Annotated in this window: 18 protein-coding genes; 15 read left to right on the top strand and 3 right to left on the bottom strand. The window is 68.8% G+C overall.

All coding sequences use genetic code 11. The features are described from left to right. Positions 1-128: 128 nt before the first annotated feature. The 5 genes from ACSSVZ_RS00875 (at position 129) to tolA (ending at position 5,447) form a co-directional block, all read left to right on the top strand. Positions 129-2,207, top strand: coding sequence for a TonB-dependent hemoglobin/transferrin/lactoferrin family receptor (locus ACSSVZ_RS00875; protein WP_453967708.1), 2,079 nt, complete (start codon positions 129-131; stop codon positions 2,205-2,207). A 15-nt stretch (positions 2,208-2,222) separates the two neighbouring features. Further along, positions 2,223-2,549 carry an antibiotic biosynthesis monooxygenase family protein gene (locus ACSSVZ_RS00870; RefSeq protein WP_453967707.1) on the top strand — a complete coding sequence of 109 codons (327 nt, stop codon included), beginning with the start codon at positions 2,223-2,225 and terminating at the stop codon, positions 2,547-2,549. Between the two features lie 196 nt (positions 2,550-2,745). Next, the gene (gene exbB, locus ACSSVZ_RS00865; RefSeq protein WP_453967706.1) at positions 2,746-3,483 is read left to right on the top strand and encodes a tonB-system energizer ExbB; all 738 of its coding nucleotides are present in this window, start codon (positions 2,746-2,748) and stop codon (positions 3,481-3,483) included. Between the two features lie 13 nt (positions 3,484-3,496). Next, positions 3,497-3,961, top strand: coding sequence for a TonB system transport protein ExbD (gene exbD, locus ACSSVZ_RS00860; RefSeq protein ID WP_453967705.1), 465 nt, complete (start codon positions 3,497-3,499; stop codon positions 3,959-3,961). Between the two features lies 1 nt (position 3,962). Then, positions 3,963-5,447: a cell envelope integrity protein TolA gene (gene tolA, locus ACSSVZ_RS00855; protein ID WP_453967704.1), complete on the top strand. Its 1,485-nt coding sequence runs from the start codon at positions 3,963-3,965 to the stop codon at positions 5,445-5,447. 80 nt (positions 5,448-5,527) lie between these two features. Here tolA and ACSSVZ_RS00850 read toward each other — a convergent pair whose 3' ends face one another. Continuing rightward, positions 5,528-6,541 carry an LLM class flavin-dependent oxidoreductase gene (locus ACSSVZ_RS00850; RefSeq protein ID WP_453967703.1) on the bottom strand — a complete coding sequence of 338 codons (1,014 nt, stop codon included), beginning with the start codon at positions 6,539-6,541 and terminating at the stop codon, positions 5,528-5,530. A 317-nt stretch (positions 6,542-6,858) separates the two neighbouring features. On the opposite strand from ACSSVZ_RS00850, the gene ACSSVZ_RS00845 reads away from it, so the two are divergent. Both ACSSVZ_RS00845 and ACSSVZ_RS00840 read left to right on the top strand, forming a co-directional pair. After that, positions 6,859-7,350 (top strand): MarR family winged helix-turn-helix transcriptional regulator, encoded by a 492-nt coding sequence (locus ACSSVZ_RS00845; RefSeq protein ID WP_453967702.1) that lies wholly within the window; start codon positions 6,859-6,861, stop codon positions 7,348-7,350. 18 nt (positions 7,351-7,368) lie between these two features. Further along, complete coding sequence (locus ACSSVZ_RS00840) at positions 7,369-9,087, top strand: thiamine pyrophosphate-requiring protein (protein WP_453967701.1); 1,719 nt, start codon at positions 7,369-7,371, stop codon at positions 9,085-9,087. Positions 9,088-9,189: 102 nt separating this feature from the next. Here the strand turns inward: ACSSVZ_RS00840 and ACSSVZ_RS00835 are convergent, their stop codons facing one another. After that, entirely contained in the window at positions 9,190-9,573 is a 384-nt protein-coding gene (locus ACSSVZ_RS00835; RefSeq protein WP_453967700.1) for a hypothetical protein, read from the bottom strand. A 473-nt stretch (positions 9,574-10,046) separates the two neighbouring features. On the opposite strand from ACSSVZ_RS00835, the gene ACSSVZ_RS00830 reads away from it, so the two are divergent. From ACSSVZ_RS00830 to ACSSVZ_RS00810, 5 genes are all read left to right on the top strand, one after another. Then, positions 10,047-10,205 (top strand): hypothetical protein, encoded by a 159-nt coding sequence (locus ACSSVZ_RS00830; protein ID WP_453967699.1) that lies wholly within the window; start codon positions 10,047-10,049, stop codon positions 10,203-10,205. A 136-nt stretch (positions 10,206-10,341) separates the two neighbouring features. Next, on the top strand, positions 10,342-11,787 hold the full coding sequence (locus ACSSVZ_RS00825; protein WP_453967698.1) for an aldehyde dehydrogenase: 1,446 nt from the start codon (positions 10,342-10,344) through the stop codon (positions 11,785-11,787). A gap of 208 nt (positions 11,788-11,995) precedes the next feature. After that, positions 11,996-13,042: a TRAP transporter substrate-binding protein gene (locus tag ACSSVZ_RS00820; RefSeq protein ID WP_453967697.1), complete on the top strand. Its 1,047-nt coding sequence runs from the start codon at positions 11,996-11,998 to the stop codon at positions 13,040-13,042. Between the two features lie 31 nt (positions 13,043-13,073). Then, positions 13,074-13,637, top strand: coding sequence for a TRAP transporter small permease (locus ACSSVZ_RS00815; protein WP_453967696.1), 564 nt, complete (start codon positions 13,074-13,076; stop codon positions 13,635-13,637). A gap of 16 nt (positions 13,638-13,653) precedes the next feature. Continuing rightward, positions 13,654-14,973 carry a TRAP transporter large permease gene (locus ACSSVZ_RS00810; protein ID WP_453967695.1) on the top strand — a complete coding sequence of 440 codons (1,320 nt, stop codon included), beginning with the start codon at positions 13,654-13,656 and terminating at the stop codon, positions 14,971-14,973. Here the strand turns inward: ACSSVZ_RS00810 and ACSSVZ_RS00805 are convergent. Continuing rightward, positions 14,942-15,871, bottom strand: coding sequence for a LysR substrate-binding domain-containing protein (locus tag ACSSVZ_RS00805; RefSeq protein WP_453967694.1), 930 nt, complete (start codon positions 15,869-15,871; stop codon positions 14,942-14,944). The two genes, ACSSVZ_RS00810 and ACSSVZ_RS00805, sit on opposite strands and share 32 nt — an antisense overlap. 161 nt (positions 15,872-16,032) lie before the next feature. Here ACSSVZ_RS00805 and ACSSVZ_RS00800 point away from each other — a divergent pair, with 161 nt between their 5' ends. The 3 genes from ACSSVZ_RS00800 to ACSSVZ_RS00790 are packed head-to-tail and all read left to right on the top strand — an operon-like array spanning position 16,033 to position 20,552. Further along, positions 16,033-18,852, top strand: coding sequence for a molybdopterin oxidoreductase family protein (locus ACSSVZ_RS00800; RefSeq protein WP_453967693.1), 2,820 nt, complete (start codon positions 16,033-16,035; stop codon positions 18,850-18,852). Next, positions 18,849-19,628: a 4Fe-4S dicluster domain-containing protein gene (locus tag ACSSVZ_RS00795; protein ID WP_453967692.1), complete on the top strand. Its 780-nt coding sequence runs from the start codon at positions 18,849-18,851 to the stop codon at positions 19,626-19,628. Before ACSSVZ_RS00800 ends, ACSSVZ_RS00795 begins: the two co-directional genes overlap by 4 nt. Further along, complete coding sequence (locus ACSSVZ_RS00790; RefSeq protein WP_453967691.1) at positions 19,629-20,552, top strand: dimethyl sulfoxide reductase anchor subunit family protein; 924 nt, start codon at positions 19,629-19,631, stop codon at positions 20,550-20,552. It begins immediately after the preceding gene. Positions 20,553-20,628 lie beyond the last annotated feature (76 nt).

The following is a 20,628-nucleotide window of genomic DNA, read 5'->3' as shown; positions in this document are numbered from 1 at the left end:
CATACGGTCCGCAACGCGTTGCAGTTCGGAACGATTTGCAACTGCAGACGGGCAAGCCAGCAATCGCGAACCAGCGCTCAAGCCAGCCAGCCGGACAAAGAAGACCACTTCAGCAGAAGGGCTGGCCGATGGCACTCGGGCTTACGAGGGGCGCGCTCCTCGCCTCCGCATCCGCACTCGTGATGACGGGCATGGCGCACGCGCAGGACGCGATCGTCCTGGATAGGATCACTGTCACCACGACGACGGCGACCAGGACCGAATCGGCGCCCTATGACGCGCTGTCCGGCTCGACCGTGGTCGACCGGGATACGCTTGAGACCGACTTCGCGCCGAGCCGCATCTCCGATGTCCTCGACACGCTGCCGGGCGTGTGGACCGACGAGAACGCCGACGATCCGGCGACCGCCATCAACATCCGCGGTCTGCAGGACTTCGGCCGCGTCAACGTCATGATCGACGGGGCCCGGCAGAACTTCCAGCGCTCCGGCCACAACGCCAACGGCATGTTCTACATCGACCCCGAAATGATCCGGGCGGTCGACGTGACCCGCGGCCCGACCTCGACCATCTACGGGTCGGGCGCCATCGGCGGCGTCGTCGACTTCCGCACCCTCACCGCCGACGACGTCCTTAAGCCGGGCGAAACCGTCGCCGGCCGGCTGAAGGGCCGCTACGAGACCAACAGCACCGGCGTGAACGGCCATGCCGAGGTGGCCGCCCGCGTCGGCCAGGCCTTCGACGCCGTCGCCGCCGGCACATGGGCGAGCTACGGCGACTACACCGACGGCGCCGGCAACGAGATCGTCAACTCCGGCTACGACCTCAAGAGCGGCCTCTTCGAGGCGCGCGCCCGGCCCGCCGACGGCCATGAGATCACCGCCACCGGCATCCTCTACAACGCCACCTACGATCAGGGCGAAGACACGGTCTACGACACCGACACGACGACCGAGACCTACCGGCTGAAGTACCGCTACCAGCGGCCCGAGGACCGGCTCTTCGACCTGTCCGCGCAGGTCTATTACACGTCGACCAAGACCGACCAGACCATCATCGACGTGGCCAACTACTTCCCGCGGCCGAGCCTCGGGTCGGAGCGCGAGTTCAAGATCGAGACGACCGGCGTCGACGTCTTCAACACCTCGCGGGTCATGCTCGGCCAGACCCATCACGCCATCACCTACGGCGCCGACGCCTTCCGCGACCAGGTGAAGACCAGCGACCCCGATCCGTTCTCCAGCGGCGACGAGTTCACCCCGCCGGGGACACGCAACGTCTACGGCACCTACATCCAGGACCAGATGACCGTCGGCATCCTCGATATCATCGGGGCGCTGCGCTACGACGCCTACGACCTCGACGGACAGGGCACCACCAGCTCCGGCGACCATCTCTCGCCGCGCATCACGGTCGGCCTCACCCCGGTCGAGTGGGTCACCGTCTTCGGAACGTTCGCCGAAGCCTACCGTGCCCCGTCCCTCACCGAGACCACCTGGACCGGCACCCACCCGCCCGTCGGCGGCGCCCCGCCGTTCGAGTTCCTGCCGAATGCCGACCTCCGCCCTGAGACGGCGCACAACATCGAAGGCGGCGTGAACTTCCGCTTCGACGACATCATCCGGGAAGGCGATCGTGTCCGTGCCCGGGTGCTCGGCTACTACAACCAGGTCGACGACTACATCGGCACGGTGGTGGTGCCCTATTCGCGCCGGCCGGGCGCCGCCTGCTCCAGCCCGCCTTTCTGCTACCAGTACGAGAACATCAGCCAGGCCAATCTCTGGGGCTTCGAGGCCGGCGTCGACTACGACGCAGGCCGCTGGTTTGCAGGCCTCTCCGGCACCATCTCCCGCGGCACCGACGCCGAGACCGGCAACGATCTCGACACGATCCCGCCGGATCGTCTGATCCTGTCGGGTGGCTTCCGCGCCTTCTCCCAGAAGTTGACCGCGGGAGGACGTCTCAGCCTCGTCTCGGATCAGGAAGACGTCTCGCCCGGCCTGGAATCCGACGCCTACGCCGTCCTCGACCTCTACGCCAAATACGATGTGGACGACCGGCTGTCGGTCGGCCTCAATATCGACAACGTGTTCGATACGTATTATCAGCCCTTCCTGGATGCGGAAGCTGCGCCGGGGTTCAACGCTAAGCTTACCCTTGACTTGCGCCTGGGCGGCAACCTCAACAAGTCGTCCGCGACTTATTAGAAGGATTCTTAAATCGTGTTTATCGCAATGAATCGCTTCAAGGTCCTTCCGGAGGAGGCGGATGCCTTCGAGCAGGTCTGGCTCGGACGCGAAATTCATCTCGATCAGGAACCGGGCTTCGTGGAGTTCCATCTCCTCAAGGGACCGGAGCGCGACGATCACGTGCTCTACTCCTCGCATACGATCTGGGAGTCCCGCGAGGCCTTCGAAGCGTGGACCCGGTCCCAGTCCTTCCGGGACGCGCACAAGACCGCCGGCGACCGGAAGTCTCTCTATGTCGGGCACCCCGAGTTCGAGGGGTTCGAGGTCCTGCAGACGGTGACGCCGCGCGTCGGCGTCTGACCGTCTCAACCGACTTGCTTTCGCCGATTGCGGGATCTCCTCCACGATCCGGGCCGGCGAGGCAGACGTGTGCCGGCGGAGACCCTGACCCTCCGCCGGCGCCGCTTTTGAAATGGTTCAACGGGCTCGGGGCCCGACGCGCTTGGCGCGAGGCCCCGCGAGCTCCGGTTTTGACACGTACAAGGTCTGAAGGCTCATGGACGCGATACTGCTTTCTCAGGCGGAGGGGCTGATTTCGGGCGGAGACCTGCCGCACGATCTCAGCCCCCTCGGCATGTTCATGGCTGCCGACATCGTGGTGAAGGCCGTGATGATCGGTCTGGTGATCGCCTTCCTCGTCACGTGGACGGTGTGGCTGTTCAAGACCCTCGAGCTGGCCGGCGCCCTCTCGCGCACCCGCCGGGCGCTGGCGCACGTCTCCTCCGCCCGCACGCTGGCCGATGCCAGCGACCGGGTCGGCGAGCGTGGCGCCGTGGCCCGCCTGCTGGCCGCGGCTGAAGAAGAGCTCGACCAGTCGGAAGGTCTGGCGCCCGCGGGCATCAAGGAGCGCACGGAAAGCCGGCTCGTCCGCCTCGAGGCTGCCGCCGCCCGCCGGATCACCCAGGGCACGGGCGTGCTGGCGACCATCGGCGCGACCGCCCCGTTCGTCGGCCTGTTCGGCACCGTGTGGGGCATCATGAATGCCTTCATCGGCATCTCGGAGGCGCAGACGACGAACCTCGCCGTCGTCGCGCCCGGGATTGCCGAAGCGCTGCTGGCCACCGCGCTCGGCCTGGTGGCGGCCATCCCCGCGGTGGTGATCTACAATCATTTCTCACGCCGGATCGCGGCCTATCGCGCCCTTCTGGGCGATTCGTCGGCGGCGATCCTCCGGCTGCTCGGCCGCGACCTCGACCGCGCGCCCTCCACGATGTTCGCCGTCGCAGCCGAATAGGGAGGGCCACACCATGGCGATCCGCCCGACCGACGGCGACGACCTCCAGGAAACCCACGAGATCAACGTCACGCCGTTCATCGACGTGATGCTGGTGCTGCTCATCATCTTCATGGTCGCCGCGCCGCTCTCCACTGTCGACGTCGGCGTCGATCTGCCCACCTCGAACGCCGAAAAGACGCCGCGCCCGGACACGCCGGTCATCCTCACCATGCGCGAGGACCAGTCGCTCTATCTCGGCAACGATCCGGTCTCGACCGAGGCGCTGTCCGCCCGCCTCGACGCCGCCACCGACGGAGACCGGGAGACCCGGATCTTCCTCCGGGCCGACAGGATGCTGCGCTATGAGGACGTGATCGGCGCCATGAACACGCTGCGGAGCGCCGGCTATCTCAAGATCGCGCTGGTCGGTCTTGATTCCATCGAACCGGGCGACAAGCCGGGCAGCGCCCAACCGGCGGCCACCGGACACGAATGACATGGCGAAAGCCGACCCTCTCCCGCCTTCGCCGCACGAAACCGGCGCCGGCAGCGTCGGCCGCGCCTTTGGCTGGCTCGCCTGCTTCGTGGTCGTCCTGACGGCCACGTCGGCGCTTGCGCTCGCCGCGTTGACGAACCGTGCCGACACGCCGGAAGTGGCCGCGATGGAACCGGCGATCCTCGTCGATCTGCCGCCGATCGAATCCCTCGACGAGCCCACCTCCGATGCCTCCGACGTCGTCTCGACGGCCGGCGCCTCCGCGTCGACGCCGATCGAGGTCCCGCCGGAGACGATCGAGGAGCCGGGCGCGGAAGAAGCGGTCGAGGAGGAAATGGCCGTCGAACCGCCGGTCGAGGCAGAGCCCGAACCGCAGGCGGAGGAAACCGTCGCGGCGCCGGAGCCCGAAGTCATCGAGGACCCCGTCGAGGAGGAAATTGACGAACCCCTGCCCGAACCGGAACCAATCCCGGAAGAAATCGCAGACCCGGAGCAGACACCCGAGCCGCAAGAGCCCGAAGTCGTCGAGGACCTGCCGGACCCGATCGTCGAGCCCGAGCCGGAAATCGCCGAAGCCCCTGAGCCCGTCGAACCCGAGGCCATCGAGGAGCCGACCGAGGAACCTCCGGTCGAACAGCAGGTTGTCGAGCCCCTGCCCGAGCCTGAGGAGCCCGAGGTCGTCGAGGCCCCTGAACCCGCAAACCCCGAAGTGGCCGAGGTTCCGACGCAGCCGGTCGTCGAGCCCGAGGTGGAGCCCGAGATCACCGAGGAGGCCGCCGCCCCGGAGGCGCCGATCGAGGCCGCGCCGGCCGATGAGCCCAGCGACACCGTGGTCGCCACCGGTCCGCCCCTGCCGACGCCGAAGCCCCCGCCGGAGCCGCTGGCCAGCACCGAAGTGTTCGAACTCAAGCAGGCCCAGGCGTTCGAGCTTCCGACGGCCCGGCCCGAACCCACGGAAGAGATGCGCGCGGTCCTCGAGCAGGAGCGGGCGCGGATCGCCGAGGCGGAGCGGCAGGCAGAGCGGCGCGCCGAGGCGCAGCGCGCCGAAGCACGCCGGCAGGCCGAAGAGCGGCAGAAGGAACAGGCGCGCCGGCGCGCGGAGCGGCGGATGGCGGAGCGGCAGGAGACGGCTCGGCCGACCGAAAGCCGAAAGGGCAAACCAGCGCCCCAGGCGCGCCAGGCCGCATCACGTGCGGCCGCCGCCGCGGCGACCAACAGCTACAACGTCCAGGTCCGGCGCGCGATCGAACGCCAGAAGCGCTATCCGGCGCGGGCCCGTCCGGCCGAGGGCACCGTGCGGGTCAGCTTCACCATCGCCGCCTCCGGCGCGATCACCGGCGCGCGGCTTGCCCGCAGCTCCGGCAATCAGGCCCTAGATCAGGCGGCGATGGATGCGGTCAGGCGGGCGCGGGTGCCACCGATCCCCAGGGAGGTCGGATCGAACAGCATGTCCTTCACCGTCCCGATGAGTTTCTCGATCCGATAGGTCGATCGGATCGGGAAGGGCTCCCGGCTGCCGGCCGGACAGCGGACGGCGGAGCGCCCTCCTCATCGCCAGTGAAGGCTCTATACCGCCGGCCCGGAAGCCCGTCGGCGGTCGGAGAGCGCCTGCCAGAGCACGTGCACCATCTGATCAAAGTCCAGCCACGCCGCCATGTCGAGACACGGGCGAACGGCGAGCATGTCGAGGCCGGCCGCCTCAAGGTGGAGAATCCGCTCGGCGCAGCCCTGGGGCTCGCCGACGATGACCACCCGATCGATCACCGCCTCCGTCAGAAGCGCGGACATCCGCGCCTGATCATCCGCCTCCGCGGCGCTCCGGATGGCACCGACCAGCTCGAGATCGAGACCGTGCAGGCCCGCGAAGCCGTCGCTGAGATCCGCGATGGTGCGTCCGATGTTGCGGCGGAGCGAGGCGTAGGCGGTGCGCGGATCGTCCGTGCACACGACCAGGGTCCAGGCAACGATGCGGGCCGGTGGCGCGCCTGCCGGGCGCCCGTCCGCCAGACGTGCCCGGATGCCGGCGATCGCATCGGGCGTGGCCGCCCCGTTGACGATGACCCCGTCGGCGACATCTCCCGCGAGCCGGAGCATGTCCGTGTCCCCGGCGGCGACGAGGACGTCCACGGGATGCGGCGGCAGGCGGCGCAGGCGCGCGCGGTCGAGGCTGAACGCCGGGGCATCCATGCTGACCGTCTCGCCGGCAGCGAGCGCCTTGATCGCCAGCACCGCGCTGCGCATGGTGCGGGCGGGATCGACGTCCGAGGCTCCGATGGCCGACCTGGCCCGCGACGACCCCGACCCGAGACCGACCACGACGCCGTCCTGACGCAGATCGGCGAGAGCCGCCGCCCCGCGGGCGATGTGCAGGGGATTGCGGACGGCCGGATCCGCGACCCCGATCCCTATCCCGATCCGCGAGGTCGCCGCCGCGATCGCACCGGTCAGCACGAACGGGTCCGGCGTCAGCGCGTCATCGGGGATCCACAGGGCGTCGATCCCTGCTGCCTCGGCCCGCTCCGCCATCATGAGGAAGTCGCCTGCCGCCTCTCGCGGAAGGGTCGAAAACGAAAACCGCATACACTCGCCTCCCCCGGCGTCGGCACTGGCGGCCGCGCGCCGACGCATGGACGGGCCGGTCCCTGCCCGCGCATGTCGAACGCCAAGCACACATCACAATTCGATGGCCGGATCTGGGCCGATCGGCCAGAGCATATGTCCGGAAGCTTGGGCCAGCGTGCCCGGACGGATAGACAGAAGGCGTGGCATTGCAATAGTTTGATGCAAAACTAGTTGCGACCCCGGGGACGTTGGCCTATAGCTTGAAGAAGCCCTCGGGGCGCATCACGGATGCCGCAGACGGTTTGCAAACGGCGCTCGGGAGAAACGAAAAGACGATGGAAGACCGAGCCAAGTCAAAGCCGAACTTTGGGACCAAGCCCGGGGTCGGCGTCGACGACCGCCCGCACCTCGGCCCCCTCGACCAGGCCATCGGATTTCATCTGCGGCTCGCCCAGAACGCCTCGTTCAAGGCGTTCAAGCGCCACACCGGCGAGGCCGACCTGCGGCCGGGCTGGTATGCGGTGCTGAACATCATCCACCACAATCCCGGAATCACGCCGATCGCGCTCAGCCGCGGCTGCGGACGCGACAAGTCGACCATCACGCCGGTGCTTCGCGACCTGCTGCGCGACGGGCTCATCCGGCGCGGAACCATCCCGACCGACAAGCGCAGCTACGCCCTGTTCCTGACGGAGGAGGGCGAGGAACGCCTGACGCATCTGGCCGTTTGCGCGGCCGCCCATGACGCGGAACTCGACGCCATCGTCGGGGACAAGAAAGACGAGCTCATCTGGCTGTTGCGCCGGATCGTAACCGTGCTCGACTGAGGAACGCCGGATTTCATCATGTACACGACCAGCACAGCCTTCCTCGAGGCCCTGAACGAGGCCGGGATCTCCTATATCTTCGCGAACTTCGGCAGCGACCATCCGGCGCTGCTGGAGGCGATCGCCGAGGCGCGCGCGAGCGGCCGGAAGATCCCGGCGGTGGTCACCGCCCCGAACGAGATGGTCGGCATGAGTGCCGCCCATGGCTTCGCCCAGGTGACCGGTCAGCCGCAGCTCGTCCTGGTCCATGTCGAATGCGGCACCCAGGCGCTGGCCGGCGCCGTCCACAACGCCGCGCGCGGCCACGTGCCGATGCTGATCTTCGCCGGCGCCTCGCCCTTTACCCAAGACGGCGAGATGAGGGGCAGCCGCAACGAGTTCATCCAGTGGATCCAGGATGTCCATGACCAGCGCGGCATCATCCGCGGCTACACCAAGTACGACGCCGAGATCCGCACCGGCGAGAACATCAAACAGGTCGTGCACCGCGCCCTGCAGTTCACCTCCACCGACCCGAAGGGCCCGGTCTACCTGATGGGCGCCCGCGAGGTGATGGAGGCCGACATCGCCAATCCGGTGACCATCGATCCCCGGCACTGGCGCCCGGTCGATCCGGGCGCCCTCACCGCGGGTGCGATCGACCGGATCCTCGACCACGTCGAAAAGGCCAAGCGGCCGCTGCTCGTCACCTCCTATGCCGGACGCAACCCGGACGCGGTCGCCGAACTGGTGCGCTTCTGCGAGCGCGTCGGCATGGGCGTGCACGAATCCGTGCCGAGCGCCCTCAACATCCCGCACGACCACCCGCTCTATCTGGGTAACCAGTGGAACGAGCCGTACCAGGACGAGGCGCTCGCCGAGGCCGACTTTGTGCTGGTGGTCGACAGCGACGTGCCCTGGATCCCGTCCCACAACAAGCCGACCCATGGCACGCCGGTGGTCCACATCGACGTGGATCCGCTGAAGGACAACATGCCGCTCTGGTACATCGGCGCGGAAGAGTCGGTGCGCGCCGACGCGCAGACGGCGTTCGCCCAGCTGAACGCCGCGCTCGACGCGCGCGCACCGGACGCGAAAGTGGTCAAGGCGCGCAGCAAGCACTATGCGGCGGCCAGCGAGAAGCGCCGGGCCGGGATCGCGGCGCTCGAGGTCCAGTCGGAAGGCCTGATCACGCCGGAATTCCTGACGGCGACGGTGCGCCGTCACATCGACCCGGACAACACCATCGTGCTCTCGGAGGGCATCACCAACTACACGGTGATCGCCAACCACATGCGGATGACGCGGCCGGGCTCCTATTTCGCCAGCGGCGGCGGCTCGCTGGGCTGGAATGGCGGCGCTGCGATCGGCACCAAGCTCGCCGCGCCGGAGAAGACCGTCGTCGCCCTGTCCGGCGACGGCTCCTACATGTTCTCCATCCCCTCGACGGTCCACTGGATGGCCGGCAAGTACCAGACGCCGTTCCTGCAGGTCGTCTACAACAACGGGGGCTGGAAGGCGCCGCGCTTCTCCGCGCTCTCCGTCCATCCGGACGGTTACGTGTCGAGGGCCAACGACCTCGACCTGTCGTTCGATCCGCCACCGGCCTATGCCGACATCGCCGCCGCCTCGGGCGGCGCCTGGGCGCGCAAGGTGGAGCGCCCGGAAGACCTCGATGCCGCCGTCGCCGAGGCCCTCGCCGTGGTGCGCGACGAGAAGCGCTCAGCGGTGCTGGACGTCTGGCTCGCGCCCGTCTGAGGCGGCCCGCCGGGCCTCCGGTCGGTCAGCCGTCCGGAGCGCTCCCGTCCTGGCTTGAGCAATCGCGCCGTTCAGGCCGCGTCGATCTGAACGGGAAGCGCTCTACCGCTCGCAGCGGAAGACCGGGATGATCGGTCCCCAGAACGACAGGGCGACGGCGTCGCCGCCCTGCTGGTAGCCGAACACCGAGTTGTCCTTGCTCGGCGTGCCGTCCTGGGTGCAGCCCGACAGCGACAGCTCGAAGGTGCCGTTGGTCTCGATGTCGATGTCCTCCACCTTGCAGACCAGGTCGGCCACCACCAGCCGGTCGTCCTGGATGCGGACCGCCTCGCCACCGCAGTCGGGCTCCAGCGTGTAGCGCCCGAGGAAGCCGCGCTCCTGGTCCTGCGCGGCGGCGGACGACGCGAAGCCGACCAGCACGGCGCACGCCAGCGCCGCCCGCGCGTTCGCGCATCGCCGACGCGCCCTGGTTTTCGATCCGATCACTGAACGACCCTTCCCTTTGCACGACGAGGCCGGCCCCGGACGCGACGCGCGTCGGCGGAGCGGCTCCATGCCTTTCTCACGCATGCGCGTGCGGCGAAAGGGTGTCAGGCCGATCCGACCAGGTCAGGCAGGCATCTTCGAGAAGCTGCTCGTCCGCCTTCGGCTCCCCCGGCGATCCGTCGAAGCAGACACGGCCGCGGTCGCCCCCGCAGCCGGGCCGGCGATGCAAGGCGCAGGGCGCGCCCTGCTCGCCGCGCAGGGCGCCGAGGCCGGCGGCATTTCCTTGCATTCCGGGCGCGCCATCTACCGGCCCGCCGTTCGGGGCGGGCAGCGTCGGGCCCGCTTTCGACCTTGAGTTTATGCCCGGATAATGTTTGAGTGCAAACTAGAATTCGGCGCCCTCGACCGCAGTGGCGCGCCTGCCGGAGGACCGGTTGAACGGTCCCCGGGTGACGTTGGGAGGATCGACCATCGTGCCACTGCTGACCGACAGGGTCTGCCTGATCACCGGCGGAGCAGAGAGCCATGGAACGGCCGAGGAAGTGACCCGTTCCCTCCCTTGCCGCGCCTGGGATCCGTCGAGCGTCACGACCGGTTTGGTGCTGAAGGTCGATGCCCGCATGAGCGCCTAGTCCCCTGGCGCGAGCGCGAAGGCCGGGCGGACGACCAATCGTCCCCGCGTCCTGATCCCGCGCCCCGCCCGCACCCACAGACACCACCCACTCCCGCGCCGGGCACAGGCGCATCGTTCAAGAAGGAGTAGACCCCATGGACATCACCATGCTCATCGGCGGCGCCGACACGCCCGCCACCGACGACGCCCTGTTCGAGCGCCGCAACCCCGTGTCCGGCGACGTCGCGACCCGCGCGCCGGCCGCCAAGCCGGCCGACGTCGACAAGGCCGTCGAGGCCGCCGCCGCCGCCTTCCCCGAGTGGTCGGAGATGGGTCCGGGCGCGCGCCGCAAGATCCTCAACAAGGCGGCCGACGCGATGGACGCCCACACCGAGGAGTTCATCAAGGTCGCCATGGCGGAGACCGGCGCCACTGGCCCGTGGATCGGCTTCAACGTCATGCTCGCGGCCAACATGCTGCGCGAGGCGGCGTCGATGACCACCCAGGTCACCGGCGAGATCATCCCCTCCGACAAGCCCGGCACGCTCTCCATGGCGATCCGCCAGCCGGTCGGCGTGCTGGTCGGCATGGCGCCCTGGAACGCCCCGGTGATCCTGGCCGTGCGCGCGCTGGCGCTGCCGATCGCCTGCGGCAACACCGTCGTGCTGAAGGCGTCGGAGATGTGCCCGGCCACCCACCGGCTGATCGGCAAGGTCCTCACCGACTCCGGCCTGCCGAAGGGCGTGGTGAACGTCGTCACCCATTCCGCCGAGGACGCGCCGGAAGTGGTCTCCGCGCTGATCGGCCACCCGAAGGTGAAGCGCATCAACTTCACGGGCTCCACCCGCGTCGGCAAGATCATCGCCGGCGAGGCCGCCAAGTACCTGAAGCCGGTGCTGCTGGAGCTCGGCGGCAAGGCGCCGCTGGTCATCCTCGACGACGCCGACATCGAGGGCGCGGTCAACGCGGCCGCCTTCGGCGCGTTCATGAACCAGGGCCAGATCTGCATGTCGACCGAGAAGATCGTCGTCGACGAGAAGGTCGCCGACGACTTCGTCCAGCGCTTCGCCGCCAAGGCCGGCGCGCTGCCCTACGGCGATCCGAGCGGCCACGTGGTGCTCGGCTCGGTGGTCAACCGCGAGACCATCGAGAAGGTCGACGCGCTGATCAAGGACGCAGTGGCCAAGGGCGCCAAGGTCGTCACCGGCGGCGCGACGGACAGCACCATCATGCCGGCGACCGTCGTCGACAAGGTCACCCCCGACATGCGCCTCTACAGCGAGGAGTCGTTCGGCCCGGTGGTCTGCGTGATCCGGGTGAGCGGCGTCGACGAAGCGGTGAAGGTCGCCAACGACACCGAGTACGGCTTGTCGGCCGCGGTGTTCGGCAAGGACGTCCAGCGCGCCATGGGCGTCGCCCGGCGCATCGAGTCCGGCATCTGCCACGTCAACGGCCCGACTGTCGGCGACGAGGCGCAGATGCCGTTCGGCGGCGTCAAGGCCAGCGGCTACGGCCGCTTCGGCGGCAAGGCAGGCGTCGCCGAGTTCACCGAGCTGCGCTGGATCACCGTCGAGGACGCCGGCCAGCACTACCCGTTCTGATCGAAACGGCGCACACTCCTCCCTGTCCGGCGGCTCTCGCCGGACAGGGAGCGAACGACAAACTCGTTGGGACTAAAACCAGTCTGGACCTCGTCCGGCAGAATGCCTAGGATCGGGCCGACAGCATCAGACAACCGCCGGCGGGCCTGCAACGCGCCGGCACCGGTCCCGACAACGACGCGGGGCGACGCCACGGAGGAACGCGACAATGACCATCGGAAGACGTGAGTTTCTGCTCGCTTCGGCGGGCGTCCTGGCCGCTCCGGCCGTGCTGCGCGGCACCGCCTTTGCGGCCGACGCCGAGTACACCTTGAAGCTGCACCACTTCCTCGGCCCGAAATCGCCGGCCCAGACCCAGATGCTGGAGCCGTGGGCGCAGGCCATCGAGACGGATTCCGGCGGCCGGGTGAAGATCGAGATCTACCCGTCGATGTCGCTGGGCGGCGCGCCGCCCCAGCTGTTCCGCCAGGTCGCCGACGGCGTCGTCGACATCGTCTGGACGGTGAACGGCTACACGCCGGGCCTCTTCCCGCGCTCGGAGGTGTTCGAGCTGCCGACCATCTTCACCAACGACATCGCCGCCACGAACCTCGCCATGCGCGAGATGTTCGATGAGTATCTGGCGCCCGAGTACGAGCCGGTGCACGTGCTGTTCAACCACGTGCACGCCGGCCAGGCGATCCACATGGCCAACGACCCGGTGCACTCGGTCGCCGACACCCAGGGCAAGAAGCTCCGCGTGCCCGGCCCGACCGGCAACGCCGTCGTCAAGGCGATGGGGGCCACCCCGGTGACCATGCCGGTGCCCGACCTGCCCCAGGCGCTCGCCACCAGCGCCGTCGACGGCGCGCTGATCCCGTGGGAGATCATCCCGGCGCTTAAGCTGCAGGACGTGACCAAGTACCAGATCGAGGGGCCGGACAGGAACCGCTTCGGCACCACGACCTTCCAGGTGTCGATGAACCGCGACAAGTGGGAGTCGCTGCCCGACGACATCAAGGCGGTGTTCGACAAGAACTCCGACGAGGCCTGGCTCAGGAAGGTCGCCGAGATCTGGCGCAACTCCGACGACAAGGGCATCCAGATCGCCGTCGACGCCGGCAACGAGCACATCGTCCTCACCGAAGAGCAGATGGCGACGTTCAACGACGCGCTCGGCCCGGTGGTCGACCAGTGGGCGGCCGAGCACACCGACTTCGATTCCAAGGCGCTCGTCGAGGCCGCCCGTGCCTCGATGGCCAAGAACAAGTCGTGAGCCCGGCCGCTTGACCCCTCACGGCCCCCAGATGGACGCGGCCCCCGGGCCGCGTCCCGACACGCCGGCCGCCCGGACGCTGCGCGGGCTGGCGGGTTTCATCACCCTCTGGGCCGTCCTCGGCGGCCTGATCGCCTCGGCGCTGGCGGTGATGACGGCGTTCAGCGCGCTCTCGAGCCTTCTGCTCGGCGTCCCCTTTCCGGCCGACTACGAGTTGATGAAGCACATCATCGCCGTGGTGATCTTCATGTTCCTGCCCTACTGCCAACTGGTCGGCGCCAACGTGACGGTCGACATCTTCACCGAAGGCATGAGTGCGGGAAAGAAGGCCGCGATGAGCGTCTTCTCCTCCTTGTTCGCGCTTGCCTTCGCAGTGCTCCTGTTCCGCCAGATGTGGCTCGGGATGGGCAGCTACATGCGCTACGTGGAAACAACGCCGGTCCTCAAGCTGCCGCTGTGGACCGCGTTCCCGCCCATCCTCGTCTCCCTTGGGCTGCTCTTCCTCGCCGCGCTCGTGACCACGATCGACGGCATCCGCGTCATGCGCGGCCGTCCGCAGTTCGTCGAGCCCCACCCCCTGGAGACGGCCGAGTAGCCTCGTCGGAGAGACAATGGACAGCCTTGCCCTCGGCCTCCTGGGCCTTGTCGTTCTCCTCGGCCTGATCGCGATCCGCGTTCCGATCGCCTACACCATGATCCTGGTGGGCATCGGCGGGATCATCATGCAGTCCGGCCCTGCCATCCTTCTCAACCAGTTGAAGGATCTGGCCTACTCGCAGTTCTCCAACTACGACCTCTCGGTGCTGCCGATGTTCATCCTGATGGGCGGGCTGGCCGGGCGCACCGGGCTGTCGCGCGACCTGTTCCGCGGCGCCAACGCCTGGCTCGGCCGCTTCCGCGGCGGGGTGGCCATGTCGGCGATCGCCGCCTGCGCCGGCTTCGGCGCGCTCAGTGGCTCGTCCACCGCGACCGCGTCGACCATGGGCACCGTCGCCCTGCCCGAACTCAAGCGCTACAACTACAAGCCGTCGCTCGCCACCGGCACCATCGCCGCCGGCGGCACCCTCGGCATCCTGATCCCGCCGTCGGTGGTGCTCATCGTCTACGCCATCATCGTCGAGACCAACATCGTCACGATGTTCGCCGCCGCCCTGATTCCGGGCATTCTGGCGATGCTGATGTTCATCCTCACCGTCGCCGTCTATGTGCGCCTCGTGCCCGACGCCGGCCCGGAGGGCGAACGCGTCAGCCGTGCCGAGCTCTGGTCGGCGACGCTCGGACTGCTGCCGGTGCTGGTGATCTTCGGCATCGTCATCGGCGGCATCTACGCCGGCATCTACAATCCGACGCCCGCCGCCGCCATCGGCGTGTTCCTGGTGGCGATCTACGGCGTCGCGCGCGGCAAGCTCAACTGGCGGGGCTTCGTCGCCTCGCTGTTGGAAACCGCGCGCCTGAGCGGCATGATCTTCCTGATCCTGCTCGGCGCCGAGCTCCTGAAGATCTTCATGGCGCGGGCCGGCGTGCCCCAGGCGGCGGCGGAATTCCTTCAGACCAGCGGCCTCGCGCCGCTTTCCATCCTGCTCCTGATCATCGTCGTCTTCCTGATCTTCGGCTGCCTGATGGACTCGCTCTCGATGGTCATCCTGGCGATCCCGTTCTTCTGGCCGGTCGTCGCCGGCCTCGACTTCGGGCTTGGTCCCGAGGAGACGAAGATCTGGTTCGGCGTCATCATCCTGGTGACGGTGGAGCTGGGGCTGATAACACCGCCCGTAGGGCTCAACGTGTTCATCATCAACTCGCTCGCCCGCGAGGTGCCCATGCGCGAGACCTTCAAGGGCGTGATGCCGTTCTTCGCCTCCGAGATCGTCCGCATCGCGCTGCTGATCGCCTTCCCGGCAATCACCCTGTTCCTGCCGCGCCTGCTCCAGTAGGGGCCGCCGCCTCCCCCTCGCCCGCCGAAAGCTCGGCGATCAGCGCTGACTGGGCCGCGCTCTGGTAGCGGTCGCGGTGGCGCACCAGGGCGAACTCGCGCGCCGGCAGGTCGACCGGGATCGCCGTCAGCCGCCCTTCGGCGATGTCGCGGGCGACCACGTGGCCGGAGATGATCGTCGCCCCCGCCCCGGCCTCCACGGCCTCGCGCACCGCCTCGTTCGACGGCAGCACCAGGAACACCCTGAGCCGGTCCGGGTCGAAGCCCTCGTCGCGGGCGAACGCCTCGAAGATCTCGCGGGTGCCGGAGCCCGCCTCGCGGATCACCCACGGGATCGCCTCCAGGTCGAGCCGCCCGTTGGCCAGCCGCGGCGGCGCCGGCTGCCCGGCCGCCACCACCAGCACCAGCCGGTCGACGTCCACCGGCATCCGCACCAGCGTGCGGTGGCGGGTCTCGCCCTCCACAAGGCCGAGGTCGACGGCCCCCTCCGCCACCGCCGTTTCCACCTGCCGCGTGTTGCCGATCCGCACGTCGAGGCGCACGCCCGGATAGGCCGTGTGGAAGCTCGCCAGCCGCCGCGGCAGCCAGTGGGTGGCGATGGTCTGGCTCGCCGCCACCGACAGCGAGCCCACCGTCAGCCCGGACAGATCCTCCAGCACGGCCCGCGCCGTCGCCGCCCGCTCCAGCACCGCGCGCGCCTCGGGAAGGAACCGGCTGCCCGCCTCGGTGAGTTCGATGCGCCGGCCCAGCCGGTCGAACAGCGCCGTGCCGTAGCGCCGCTCGAGCGCCGCGATCGCCGCCGAAACGGCCGACTGGGTCATCCGCAGGCTCTCCGCCGCGCGGGTCACGTGGCCGCGCTCGGCCACGGCGACGAAGATCTTCAGCTGGTCGAGGGTCATGATCCTATAGAAACAAAATCGATCGAACAGACAAGGATTATGCGTTGGATCGAACGGTTCTGTCTGGAGATATTCTAGAACGCGCCGGAGTCATCAGGTGGCTGGCCGCATCGTGGGATCGCTTCCGGGCGCTCCCCGCCGGCCCAGCCGAATGGAGTTCCATGTCGGTCGAACCGAAGATTGCCCTGTCGCCCAAGGTCTCCGACGAGATCCGCCAGACCACCTGCTACATGTGCGCCTGCCGGTGCGGCATCAACGTGCACATGCGCGACGACAAGGTCCGCTACATCGAGGGCAACCGGGACCATCCGGTCAACCGCGGCGTGCTGTGCGCCAAGGGCTCCGCCGGCATCATGCAGCACTATTCGCCGGCCCGCCTGCGCGCCCCGATGATCCGCTCCGGCCCGCGCGGCTCCGGCCAGTTCAAGGAAATCTCCTGGGAAGAGGCGATGTCGACGGCGGTCGAGTGGCTCGGCCCGATCCGCGACACCGATCCGAAGAAGCTCGCCTTCTTCACCGGCCGCGACCAGAGCCAGTCGCTCACCTCCTGGTGGGCGCAGCAGTTCGGCACCCCGAACTACGCCGCCCACGGCGGCTTCTGCTCCGTCAACATGGCGGCCGCCGGCATCTACACGCTGGGCGGCGCGTTCTGGGAGTTCGGCTCGCCGGACTGGCAGCGCTCGCGCTATTTCATGATCTTCGGCGTCGCCGAGGACCACGATTCCAACCCCATCAAGCTCGGCCTCGCCGAGCTCAAGCGCAACGGCGCCAAGATCGTCGGCGTGAACCCGGTCCGCACCGGCTACAACGCCATCGCCGACGAATGGGTCGGCATCACGCCCGGCACCGACGGCCTGTTCATCCAGGCGCTGACCCACGAGCTGATCCGCACCGGCAACGTCGATGTCGACTACCTGATCCGCTACACCAACGCCCCGTGGCTGGTGATCGTCGACAAGGGCACCGAGACCGAGGGCCTGTTTGCCCGCGACGCCGACGGCACGCCCCTCGTCCTCGACCGCAAGACCGGCACGGTGCACCCCTCCAGCGACGCCGGCGTGGCGCCCGCCCTGAAGGGTCTGGTCACGCTCCCCGACGGCCGCACGGCCCGGCCGGTGTTCGAGCTGCTCGCCGAAAAGGCCATGAGCGCGGACTGCGCGCCCGACGCGGTCGCCGAGGCCTGCGGCATCGCCGCCGACACCATCCGCCGGCTCGCCGCCGAGATCGCCCACGCGGCGTTCCAGGAAGAGGTGGTCATCGACCAGCCGTGGACCGACATGCGCGGCGAACGCCACGAGACCATGATCGGCCGGCCGGTCTCGTTCCACGCCATGCGCGGCATCTCGGCCCATTCCAACGGCTTCCAGACCTGCCGGGCGCTGCACGTCCTGCAGCTCATCATCGGCTCGGTGGAGACCCCCGGCGGGTTCCGCTTCAAGCCGCCCTACCCGAAGCCGGTGGAATCCCACCCCAAGCCGCACTCCAAGGTCACCCCCGGCGCCCCCCTCGACGGCCCGCATCTCGGCTATCCGATGGGGCCGGAACACCTGGCCATCGACGACGACGGCAACCCGATCCGCATCGACAAGGCGTTCACCTGGGACGCCCCGATGTCGGCCCACGGCATGATGCACATGGTGATCGCCAACGCCCACGCGCGCGATCCTTACGGCATCGACGTCCTGTTCCTCTACATGGCCAACATGGCCTGGAACTCGTCGATGAACACCCGCGGCACCATGGAGATGCTGTCGGCCCAGAACGACGATGGCTCCTACGTCATCCCGAAGATCATCTACTCGGACGCCTACTCCTCCGAGATGGTCGCCTATGCCGACCTGATCCTGCCGGACACCACCTATCTGGAGCGCCACGACTGCATCTCGCTGCTCGACCGGCCGATCTCCGAGCCGGACGCCGCCGCCGATGCCATCCGCTGGCCCGTGGTCGAGCCCGACCGCGACGTGCGTGGCTTCCAGTCGGCGCTGATCGATCTCGGCGCGCGCCTCAAGCTGCCCGGCTTCGTCAAGGACGACGGCACCGCCGCCTACCGCGATTACGCCGACTACATCGTCAATCACCAGCGCCGCCCGGGCATCGGACCGCTGGCAGGCTGGCGCAAGGACGACGACCGGCCGGGCCGCGGCGCTCCCAACCCGGAGCAGCTCGAGCGCTATATCGAGAACGGCGGCTTCTACAAGGCGCACATCCCCGAGGAAGCGCAGTTCTTCAAGCCGTTCAACAGGGCCTACCAGGAGTGGGCGGTCGGCATGGGCCTGTTCGACGCGCCCCAGCCCTACGTCTTCCAGATCTATTCCGAGCCCCTCGCCAAGTTCCGCCTTGCCGCCAACGGCTTCGGCGACCGTCAGCCGCCCGACCACCTCCGCGCCCAAATCCGCGAGACCTTCGATCCGCTGCCCCACTGGTATCCGCCGTTCGAGGGATCGATGGTGGACGGCTTCCCGATCCACGCGCTGACCCAGCGGCCGGCGGCCATGTACCACTCCTGGGGCTCCCAGAACGCCTGGCTGCGGCAGATCCACGGCCGCAATCCGCTCTACGTGCCCGGGCCGATCTGCGAGGCCCACGACCTCCACGACGGCGACTGGGCGTGGCTCACCTCGCACCACGGCCGCATCAAGGTGCCCGTCATGCGCATGGACGCGGTCAATTCCCACACAGTGTGGACCTGGAACGCCATCGGTAAGCGCTCCGGCGCCTGGGCCCTCGACAAGGACGCGCCCGAGGCGACCAAGGGCTTCCTGCTCAACCACCTGATCCACGAGCTGCTGCCGCCGCGCGGCGACGGCCAGCGCTGGTCGAACTCCGATCCGATCACCGGCCAGGCCGCCTGGTACGACCTGCGCGTGAAGATCGAGAAGGCCGAGCCCGGCCCCTGGTCCGAGCCGCATCTGCCCGCCCAGGAGTCGCCCGTCGGCGTCGGCCCCAAGGACATCGCCTACGGGGAGGAATGGTCATGACCACGCTTCCGCAGAGCACCGAGAAGAAGCTCGGCCTCGTCATCGATCTGGACACCTGCGTCGGCTGCCACGCCTGCGTGGTCGCCTGCAAGGAGTGGAACACCGGCGGCTACGGCGCCGCGCTGTCCGACCAGGACGCCTACGGCGCGTCCCCTTCGGGCACCTTCCTCAACCGCATCCACACCTTCGAGGTGACCCCGGCGGAAAGCCGCGGCTGCGGCGGGCATGGTGGCGGCACCGCGAATGCCCAGATCGTGCATTTCCCGAAGTCGTGCCTCCACTGCGACGACGCGCCTTGCGTGACGGTCTGCCCGACCGGCGCCAGCTACAAGCGCGCCGCCGACGGCATCGTGCTGGTCAACGAGGACGCCTGCATCGGCTGCGGCCTGTGCGCCTGGGCGTGCCCCTACGGCGCCCGCGAGATGGACGCCGACGCAGGCGTCATGAAGAAGTGCACGCTCTGCGTCGACCGCATCTACAACGACAACATCCCGGAGATCGACCGGGTGCCGTCCTGCGTGCGGACCTGCCCGGCCAACGCCCGCCACTTCGGCGACCTCGCCGATCCAGCCTCTGACGTGTCGCTGCTGGTGGCGGCGCGCGGCGGCGTCGAGCTGATGCCCGAGCAGGGCACCAGGCCGGTCAACCGCTATCTGCCGCCGCGCCCCAAGGCCGACATCGACGCGCCGGAGTCCATCGATCTCATTGCGCTTGCCGAGCCGGAGACCAAGGGCTTCCTCGGCTGGCTCGACCGCGCGCTGGAGCGGCTGAACTAGATGCATCCCGCCCCCTCCATCATCGTCTTCACCACCCTGTCCGGCATCGGCTTCGGGCTGATGGCCTGGCTCGGCCTCGGCATCGGCCCGGACGGCTTCTGGTTCGCGCTCATGGGCTGCGGCCTGGCGCTCTTCTTTGCCTGCGTCGGCCTCGTCGCCTCGCTCTGGCATCTCGGCAATCCCCAGCGCGCCTGGCGGGCGCTCTCCCAGTGGCGCTCGTCATGGCTGTCGCGCGAAGGCGTCGCCTCGATTGCGACGCTGACCGTCTTCAGTCTCTACGCCCTGCTGTGGGTGGTGTTCGGCGTCCGCACGCCGTGGCTCGGCCTCCCGGCGACGGTGCTCTCCGTCGTCTGCATCGTCTGCACCTCAATGATCTACGGCTCGCTGAAGGCGGTGCCGCGCTGGTCGAAGCCGCCCACCTCGCCGATGTTCGTGGCGGTGGGTCTGGCGGGCGGCGCGCTGGTCGCCGCCGCCCTTGCGCCGCTCTCCGGGCCTACCGGCCCGGTGCCGGTGTGGCTGGCCGCCATCACGGTGCTGATCGCCGCGGTGGTGTGGCTCGTCTGGAGCCGCAAGGCGCGCGACACCCGGCTCGACGCCGACGGCTCCACCCCGGAAACCGCCATTGGCCTGCCCGGCATCGGCCGGGTCCGCCTGCTGGAGGCGCCGCACACCTCGCCCAACTACCTGATGAAGGAGATGGTGTTCCGGATCGGCCGCAAGCGCGCCAACGCGCTGCGCAAGCTGGCGTTCGCCCTCGGCTTCGCCGTGCCGCTCGGCGCCGTGGCACTGTCGCTCGCCGTACCGGCGGTCTGGCCGCTGCTGCTCGTCGCCGTCGTCGCCCACCTCGTCGGCGTCGCCGCCTCGCGCTGGCTGTTCTTCGCCGAGGCCCAGCACGTCGTCGGCCTCTATTACGGCGAGCGCTGATCCGCCCCGCCGGATGCGGCGGCTCTGCTCGCTCCCCTTCCTTGCAGGTGGGACGGACTGGTCGACAACGACACGC

This window comes from Amorphus sp. MBR-141 (genome assembly GCF_053628695.1).
Note: the sequence above shows the minus strand (reverse complement) of the source record. Positions and strands in the feature narration are given on the sequence as shown.